Below are 8,458 nucleotides of genomic sequence, written 5' to 3'. Positions count from 1 at the left end.
CAACCGGGGCGTACATAAGCTGGATTTTGAAATGCAGCGCGGTGAAATTGTTGGTTTTTTGGGGCCCAATGGTGCGGGAAAAACGACGACGATGCGCATGATTACGGGGTATCTCCAACCCAGCGAGGGAGTGATTACGATTGATGGCATCCCGATTCAGGATAAGGGCAGACAGGCTCGTTCCAAAATCGGTTATTTGCCGGAGACGCCACCTTTGTATGGAGATATGTCGGTTCAATCCTATTTAAAATTTGTAGCCAGTATTCGGGACGTACCTGCGCGAGAGCAGAAGCTGCGTATTTCAGAAATGATTTCCCGTTTGGGGCTGAATGGGCGTGAAAAACAACTGGTTCGCAGTTTGTCCAAAGGGTATAAACAACGGTTGGGACTGGCGGGGGCGATTATCCATAACCCGGATTTGCTCGTGCTGGATGAACCGACCTCAGGCTTGGACCCTAATCAGATTTTGGAGATTCGTCAGCTTATTCAGGAGATTGGTGAAAATCATACGGTACTGCTTAGCACGCATATTTTGCCTGAGGTGGATGCTTTATGTAATCGGGTTCTCATCATCCATGAGGGTGAATTGGTGCTGGATGGGCGACCAGATGCACTCGGCGGTTCGATGGAAGATGGATTTAAGGTAAGGGTAGAAGTCAAAGGAAATCGTGAGCAAGTGCTGAGTGTCTTGCAGGCTTGGGGAAAAGTAGAGATCGAGCCTTTAGCATCAGTCTTGCCTCAAGACGATACGAAGCAGACTGCAAGAGAGCAGGATTTGACTGAGGTGCTGCTAACAGGCACTTCCAATGAGGATTTCCGCGAAGAGCTGTTTTATGTGCTGTCTGAGGCGAAGCTTCCGATTTTGGAGATGAAAAAAGAGATGCTTAGTTTGGAAAATATTTTCCAGCAGTTGACGACTCGCGAGACAGAGACAGGTCAGGTCGGCGATCAAGTGGTTCATGACTTATCTTCTACGGAGAATGCAGCATCCACAGGCGTTAAGGTAGAACATGAAGAGTCCGCGTCCAGCGGTGACAAGGTCGGAGGAGACAAGGATACAGGAGGTAATCAGTCATGAGGCGTTTGTTCGCGGTCTGTCAAAAAGAACTGCAGGCCTATTTGTGGACACCCACGACGTATTTTGCGCTGGCAGTGTACATGCTGCTGACGGGGTTGCTTTTTTATACGAACTTTGTTATGTATCAGCCGAGTATTCTGGACTATCGGTTAGTGCTTGGTGATACGCTGTCCATGCTGGTGTTTGTCGTTCCGCTGCTCACGATGCGGCTGGTTGCGGAGGAATTCAGGCAGGGGACAGATGAACTGCTGCTCACCTCACCTGTAAGTGTGACGGAAATAATTATAGGTAAATTTTTGGCGTCGCTGGGTATGCTGTTCATTTTGGTGCTGTGCAGTCTGGCGTATCCGGTCGTGATGTCCTTTTATGGGTCGCTGGACTGGACGCTGGTGTTTACATCTGTGATCGGTCTGTTTATGCTGGGCGCAGCCATGATGGCGGTCGGCTTGTTCGCTTCGACGCTTTCACAGCATCAGATGATGTCGGCGGTCGTCAGCTTTATTATTTTACTTGTGTTTTGGATGCTGGATTCGTTTGGTGGACAAACGGGCGCAGCTGCGACGGTACAGCAATGGCTGGAGCCTTTTTCATTAACCGCACGGTTTGACAGTTTCACCAAAGGATTGCTGAACGGAGCCGATGTGTTGTACTACGTAACGATAGCGGCACTCTTTTTGCTGTTCAGTATCCAGGTCGTCGAACGAAAACGGTGGAGGTGATCAGGATGAAAAAATGGCTGGGTCATACAAATAGTGTGGTGCTGTCGGTTGCAGCTGCAGGTATTTTTATTTTGCTGACGTTATTTCTGCGTTCGCTGGGAGGCTTTCAGCTGGATTTGACGGCAGGCAAGCAGTATACGCTGTCTGACCAGACGTTAACGGCTATTCAGGGAGTGAAGGAAGAGGTACGAATGATTGCCTTTACCGTATCCACTTCACAAAATCAAAAGCTGAACCGGGATGTTACAGATATGCTGGGTGAATACGCGAAGCGTAATAGCAAGCTCAAGGTCGAGCAATACGATCTGAATCAGGAACCGGTGCTGGCCAAGCAATATGGTGTTAACGCAGCATCTATTGTGTTGGTGCAGGGTGAAAAGAAACGGGTAATAGATATTGGGAGTCTATTTACGCAAGCACAGGGGAGTGGTGAAGGAGCTTACCAGTTTACGGGTGAAGAAAAGCTGACCAGTGGACTTTTGGGGCTGTCCTCTACTCGTCAGGGAAAAGTGGTTTTTCTGACCGGACATGAGGAAATTCCCTTATCTCAAATGACCGAACTCAGCGGATCATTGGCACAGGATAATGTAAAAACAGAAGAAGTACAGCTCAATCGGGCTGGCAGTGTGCCTAAAGATGCATCTGTGTTGGCTATTGTCGGGCCACAAAGGGATATTAGCACAACAGAGCTGAAGAGTATCCGTACGTATTTGAACGGCGGTGGAAAGCTTTTTATGGCGTTGGGCTTTCATCCGAATATGGGATCCGACTGGAAAAACCTTGATGCCCTGGCGACAGATTATGGAGTGAAGGATACGCATGCGATTGTGGTGGATCAGGAGCAGACGAATACGCTTGGACCTCTCTGGACGGTTCCTACCTTCGGCAGTCATGCGATCACCGATAAGCTGGCAGCCTCCAATCTGTATCCGGTTCTTTCGCTGTCAATTGCTTTACAGGCGGGAGAGCAAAAGAATTGGCAGACTACGTCTTTGCTAAAATCTTCTGCCGCCAGCTATGGTGAAACGAATATTCAGGGGCTGCTGAACAACGAAACGCAGAAGGATGCCAAGGACCCGCAGGGGCCGCTTGATCTGGGTTACGCGGTAGCTGGGAAAGACGGCAAGCCCAAAGCGGTGATTCTCGGAACGTCTGCGCTTCTAAGCGACACCGAGATCAGCACGGGAGGAAATCGGGATTTTGTGCTGAACAGTCTGAATTATGTGCAGGAACACTCGGATGGACTTACCATTCGGCCTCGTCAGGAGCAGAATTACAAGGTAGCCTATTTGACTCCCGTGCAAGCGAAAACGATATTGACCATATCCGTCATCGGATTGCCGTTGCTGTTCGCGGTCATCGGAATCTTATTATGGTGGAGGCGAAGAATAGCATGAGAAAATGGATACCCACAGTGCTGCTGTTAGTTGTATTGGGAGCGGGTATAATCTATGCCAAGAGCCAAAACTTTTTTCGTGAACAAGCACCGGCGGCTCGCCAGCTGGTTCAGCTTACTAAGGAAGACATTGCGTCTTTTGCTATCACAGGGAAGGACGGCACAACGGTGGAGCTTGCACAACGTGATGGCAAATGGAGCATGAGCAAGCCACAGCCTTACCCGTTAAACGGATATACCATAGACAATTGGTTGGCTGCGATTCTGGATGTGAAGCTGGGTGAAACGGTGGAATCTTCCCCCAAGGACGTAGCCAAATACGGAATCAGCGCTACCGATGACCGGATAGAGATCAAGACCAGGAAGGGCGATGTGCATACCTTTGCCTTCGGTGAAACGCTACCTTCGGGAGATGCTGCTTATGTTTTATCAGATAAAAAAGAGGTAGCTTCCGTACCTATCGATACACTTTCGGGATTGCTGCTGGGTACTGCTGATTTTACAGATACAACACCGTTCGACTGGGATGATGCCAAGCTAAGCGGAATAGAGTGGGAGGGCCAGAAGGCCTCATGGATGCTTAGGTCCTCCGGTAACAGCCAAGCCGGAGACAGTGCTTCTACTTCCTGGACGCTGAACGGAAAGTCAATAGCGAGTGATATGGCGACCTCCTTGTCGCAGCAAATCAAAAATCTGGCCAGCAATCAGTCCCTGCGCAAAGCCTCCGAGCTGAGCAAGCCTGTTCACCGCTTTACGCTGAGCGTATCGCTGGATCAGGATGATTCCCAACTGGTCTATCAGGGCTGGACGCTTGCCGATGATCCGGATACTGTATGGGTCGTCCCTCCACAGAGCAACTGGGCTTATGGTCTGTCAGTATCTGACGTGAACCGTATCGAACAAAATGGACACGACCAGGCTGAGAAAAAATAATAATTGATGATTTCTTATTTATATACGTGAACAAAGAGGCTCCAACGGGCGAATCATCGTCGGCTGGAGCTTCTTTGTGCTTGTTATTCATCAGGTTTACTGCTTTTGGAAGAAGGGCTGCCGTATATAATGAAGGTAAATAAAAGAACCCTATACAACCGCTTGAAAAAATAGTATAATAAATAAGAACAAATGTTCCTGTTTTGGTTGTGAAATGTGTTCTCAAATTACCCTATAATATGAGGATTTCAAAGGGCTAAATCCAAACAGAAAGGGTGATTTATCATAAGTGAATGTCAGCTAACATTGGTTGAACAATACCGGAAGAAGTTGTATCGCATTGCTTGGAGGATTCAATATCGTGCGCGTGTACAAACCAATCATGAATTTGTAATGGAAAAGAACGAAGCCGTCGGTACTCCCTCTTTTACAGACTCTGTAAACTCTAAAATGTATACTCTGCAGCTCATCAACTCTCTGCCGTCTGAGATCGGCAAAACCATCATCTTTGACCTTTACATACTAGACAAAACCGAAGCACAGATTGCAGGAGAGTTAAAGCTATCCCAACAGGCGGTGAATAAATGGAAAAAGAAAATGCTCAAGGAACTGTCTCGGATGCTGAGTTCATCCAACTGCTCAAATTAACACGAAGTGGGGATCAGGAGGCCATGTTCAGGATACTTCAATTGTTCGAGGAAGACATTCAGAAAACCAGCCGGTATATCCGTATGTCCCGTGAGGATGCCGTTCAAAGTATTATGACTGATTTTATCGAAGAATTACGGCAGTAATGACAGAGGCAATAATGACAGATAGAAAAAAGGTGGAAATGGATATGATAAGCTTGCAAAATCTGACGATTAGACACATGTTAAAAAACCTGAATACGCTCATATGGGACTGCTTTCTGTCATGAACAGGCGCAGCCCCATATGATAAAGAGCGTTCTCAGGCTTTTAATATTTCAGAATAAATTAATGTACATACTTATTTCCGTCAGCATCAATATAGATGGATTGAACTGCCGTGCGGCGGTAAGGATAGCCGGCTTCCGTCGTGCCGTTAATTTCATAGGTTACGGAATAAAGGCCGGGCTTGTCCGCTTTGGAAAGCTCGATTTGTCCGGTAGGTTTTACGGTTTTTTGCTGTAACGTCAAACCCTTGGGAGCTAAAGGGGTTCCTTGCTGCGGGTCACCGTAGTATTGAACCTGGCAGGTGACTTGTGTAACGCTGTTTGTGCTGTCTTTAGAATCTTGTGGTTCCAGATTCAGCTTCGGACCGACTGCATTGAGCTTATATTTTAGTTCAGGCACCTGAACGGCATGATAGCGAGCGATGAGGAGATACGCTCCTTGGTCAGCAAGCGTGGCGTTCAGTTTATAGGTACCCGGTTTTGGATTTTGAATGACGGCGTTATGATGCCAGGCACCAGCAAAAATTCCGTCATCATAACCTGTTTTCAGATTAATGATCTCGCGGGTACCGTCAGGCTTGATCAGCTCAAGCTGACTTACACGTTTATCGCTGATCCAGTCCAGATCAATGGATTTGACACCATTTTCAACGGTGAGGATTTCGGAGGCTTGACCATTATAGTCTCCGCCGCGGATAAAGTATGAATTGTCGATCTCACTGTAGGAGGATTGTAAAGCAGAAGCAGTCAGGGAAGATGCTGCTGAAAGTGCTTCAGCTTCCTGATTCAATGATGGAGTGTTCGCTTGGAGGTAGGGTTGGATCAGGGAGAAGACGTAGGAGCCGGTACGAACCTTGGCATGATTCCAGGGCCCGATTTTGACTACACGTCCGCCGGGAAGCTTGGCATTGTCGACGGTGACTACTCCATCATTTTTGCCAAAGGTTGAGAGGTAAAGTCCGCCCAGTATGTAGGATGCGGTGCCGTCGGACCAGTTATCACCAGCAAACGTGAAGAACGGAATTGTAGTCGCGTTGCTGAGTGCATCGGTCTTCGATCGGAAATACTTCATATAAGATGTTTGTAAAGTAGAGGTGCCGGGATTCTGGGAGCCGATGATATCTGCCAACCATCCGGCCCAGCTGCTGTAGGCAAGATCTGCAAGTTGTGAGCCATGATGAGGACTGCTGAGGGTGATGACACGTTGTACATAGGGGGCGGCTCCGTTATATACCAGAGCGGTTTGAGTATCTACTCCACCTTTGCTGTGGGCGATGACGATGAGCTTTTTTCCAAAGTGATTACTAATGATCTTGATTTTGTCGGCCAGAAGCTTGCCATTGTTCCACATATCCTGTGAGGTGCCGTTGGCATCGTAAAGATTAATGGTGGCCGTCTGGTATCCGGCGTCACGTGCGCGCTGAAGCATATCGTTGTTATTCTTGGTCCAGACTTCAGCGCTACTGTTCAATCCATGTACAAACAATAGTGCGGGCTTAGCAGGATCAACGCGATTAGGTGGCGGGCCTTCTGCCCAGCTTCCGGGGGCTTCTTTCGGGGGTTCAGGTGTAGTGGAGCCTGCAAAAGCGCCAACGGGGACAAGAGTGACAGATACTAAAAAAATAAGCATTAAAACGGTGATCTTTCTCAAGCTTGAATCCTCCTTTTGTAAAATAAAGTATTTTTCCCAACCTATTATACCTGCCATCTTGTGGTAAACCATCAATTCTATTTCATATTTACATTAAAATTTTATTTTTTCAGTCATTTTTTAGTCAGGATATCCCTAGGATTCATGGCGCATGCTATTCTCGTCACACATTTTATATGTATGGAGGATGAGTTCATGCCAGGAACTAAGAAGATCATCAGTTTGACGATTTCTGCTGCTTTACTTGCCAGCATGGCTACTTTGACAGGGTGTGGGACTGCAAAAAACGTCCGTACGAACGCTACCCGCTATAACGTGCAAAGCACACGTCCTTTGGATGGTGTAAACCGTATTGATGGTGTAAATCGTTATGGTGTGGATGGTGTAAACCGCATTGATGGTGTGAACCGTTATGGGGTTAGGTCCAACGGTGTGGACGGGGTGCCATTGAACCCGAACACCAATGTTCCCGGACATCCAGTTCGTAATTTGCAAGTCGATCGCAATTTGTCCAAGCGTATAGCCGAGTTGCCGGATGTAAAATCTGCGACCGTACTGGTTGGTGATCGCAATGCTTATGTAGCGGTCTCCTTGAAGGACCATGCCAACGCAACTGGTGTAGGTACTCCAAGCGCCACCAGTACTCAGCATTACAGAAATGCACCGAGTGTGAGTGGCGTTAATGGTACGCGCGGGGGCTATACAACGGGTACCACTACGCCCGGAGTGACAGATGGGGTTACCGGATACGGAACACCTGCGCGTCGTGGTGACGGATTATACGGCACAATGGGTACAGGTTCTTATGGTATGATTCGTGGCTTGACGGACGGTACCCGCACAGATGGCACTACAGTTCAGGGTGCACGAACTGCGTATGAGCCTAGCACGCTGACCGAAGCGGTCAAAAGTAAAATTTCCCACAAGGTTAAGCAATTTGCGCCGTCGATTCAACAGGTGTATGTATCAGCCAACCCTGATTTTATCAAGCATAGCACCGACTTTGCACGCAGTGTACAAAGTGGTCATCCGATCAAAGGAATGAGTACCCAATTGGTGGATATCATTCAACGCGTTTTTCCAACCCCTGCGGCTGGTACGAACCGTCCAATTACATCACCAACACGTCCACAAAATTATACGCCTGCACCTATGAATTATCGCTAATTTACAACATATGTATAATGCCAAAAAAAAGCTATCCATTTCGGCGAATGCGCCGACGGATAGCTTTTTGGTTTGGTGGAATGATATAAATTATTGGCGCATTCCTTTAATCCATACGCCCTGCAGATTTAGATCGGCATCCAGCAACAGGATGTCTGCTTGCTTGCCTGCTTCTAGCGATCCTGTCCGATCGTGAATATTCAGGGATTGAGCCGGATTCAGGCTGGCCATTTGTGATGCTTCGGGGATACTCAAGCCCACCTGTTGAACCAGAAAACGAAAGCCTTCAATCATGGTCAGTGTGCTTCCCGCCAAGGTGACTCCATCCTCCAGTCGTGCCACACCATCCTGTACGATTACTGGCAGATCACCGAGCGTGTAGTGTCCATCATCCAACCCGGTGGCAGACATGGCATCAGTAATCAAAATGAGATTATGATTCTGCTTTAACTTGGCGAGTAGAGAAATGGCGGCAGGATGCACGTGAATGCCGTCCGCGATGACCTCTGCTTCAATGCGCGGATCAGCAAGTACCGCTCCAGCGGCTCCCGGCTTGCGGTGATGCAGCGGAGTCATGGCATTGAATGCATGCACGGCA

At 48.0% G+C, this 8,458-nt stretch carries 9 protein-coding genes; 7 read left to right on the top strand and 2 right to left on the bottom strand.

Annotated elements, in window-relative coordinates; translation table 11 throughout:
• From WG8_RS18960 to WG8_RS18940, 6 genes are all read left to right on the top strand, one after another.
• Positions 1–1,078 (top strand): ABC transporter ATP-binding protein (locus tag WG8_RS18960; protein WP_007431841.1); only part of this gene is annotated, 1,078 nt, incomplete at its 5' end.
• A complete protein-coding gene (locus tag WG8_RS18955) occupies positions 1,075–1,797 on the top strand; it encodes an ABC transporter permease (RefSeq protein ID WP_007431840.1) in 723 nt (240 codons plus the stop codon). The genes WG8_RS18960 and WG8_RS18955, both read left to right, overlap by 4 nt.
• A gap of 5 nt (positions 1,798–1,802) precedes the next feature.
• Entirely contained in the window at positions 1,803–3,194 is a 1,392-nt protein-coding gene (locus WG8_RS18950) for a GldG family protein (RefSeq protein WP_007431839.1), read from the top strand.
• Positions 3,191–4,126 (top strand): DUF4340 domain-containing protein, encoded by a 936-nt coding sequence (locus WG8_RS18945; RefSeq protein WP_007431838.1) that lies wholly within the window; start codon positions 3,191–3,193, stop codon positions 4,124–4,126. The genes WG8_RS18950 and WG8_RS18945 overlap by 4 nt, the downstream gene beginning before the upstream one ends.
• 285 nt (positions 4,127–4,411) lie before the next feature.
• A complete protein-coding gene (locus WG8_RS28790; protein WP_083837599.1) occupies positions 4,412–4,774 on the top strand; it encodes a hypothetical protein in 363 nt (120 codons plus the stop codon).
• Positions 4,711–4,920 carry a helix-turn-helix domain-containing protein gene (locus WG8_RS18940; protein WP_007431837.1) on the top strand — a complete coding sequence of 70 codons (210 nt, stop codon included), beginning with the start codon at positions 4,711–4,713 and terminating at the stop codon, positions 4,918–4,920. Before WG8_RS28790 ends, WG8_RS18940 begins: the two co-directional genes overlap by 64 nt.
• 183 nt (positions 4,921–5,103) lie before the next feature.
• Here the strand turns inward: WG8_RS18940 and WG8_RS18935 are convergent, their stop codons facing one another.
• Positions 5,104–6,693, bottom strand: a complete 1,590-nt coding sequence (locus WG8_RS18935; RefSeq protein WP_007431836.1) for an esterase/lipase family protein — start codon at positions 6,691–6,693, stop codon at positions 5,104–5,106.
• Positions 6,694–6,888: 195 nt separating this feature from the next.
• Between WG8_RS18935 and WG8_RS18930 the strand changes: the two genes are divergently transcribed.
• Entirely contained in the window at positions 6,889–7,860 is a 972-nt protein-coding gene (locus WG8_RS18930) for a YhcN/YlaJ family sporulation lipoprotein (protein WP_007431835.1), read from the top strand.
• A gap of 90 nt (positions 7,861–7,950) precedes the next feature.
• Here WG8_RS18930 and WG8_RS28785 read toward each other — a convergent pair.
• A partial coding sequence (locus tag WG8_RS28785) for an N-acetylglucosamine-6-phosphate deacetylase (protein WP_007431834.1) occupies positions 7,951–8,458 on the bottom strand: 508 nt, incomplete at its 5' end.

It is taken from the genome of Paenibacillus sp. Aloe-11, assembly GCF_000245715.1.
Classification (GTDB): Bacteria; Bacillota; Bacilli; order Paenibacillales; family Paenibacillaceae; genus Paenibacillus; species Paenibacillus kribbensis.
Note: the sequence above shows the minus strand (reverse complement) of the source record. Positions and strands in the feature narration are given on the sequence as shown.

Bases quoted from the DNA above. Each gene is read 5' to 3' on its own strand.
- WG8_RS18930 (WP_007431835.1), top strand. From the start codon at position 6,889: ATGCCAGGAACTAAGAAGATCATCAGTTTGACGATTTCTGCTGCTTTA.
- WG8_RS18955 (WP_007431840.1), top strand. From the start codon at position 1,075: ATGAGGCGTTTGTTCGCGGTCTGTCAAAAAGAACTGCAGGCCTATTTG.
- WG8_RS18945 (WP_007431838.1), top strand. From the start codon at position 3,191: ATGAGAAAATGGATACCCACAGTGCTGCTGTTAGTTGTATTGGGAGCG.
- WG8_RS18940 (WP_007431837.1), top strand. From the start codon at position 4,711: ATGGAAAAAGAAAATGCTCAAGGAACTGTCTCGGATGCTGAGTTCATC.
- WG8_RS18950 (WP_007431839.1), top strand. From the start codon at position 1,803: ATGAAAAAATGGCTGGGTCATACAAATAGTGTGGTGCTGTCGGTTGCA.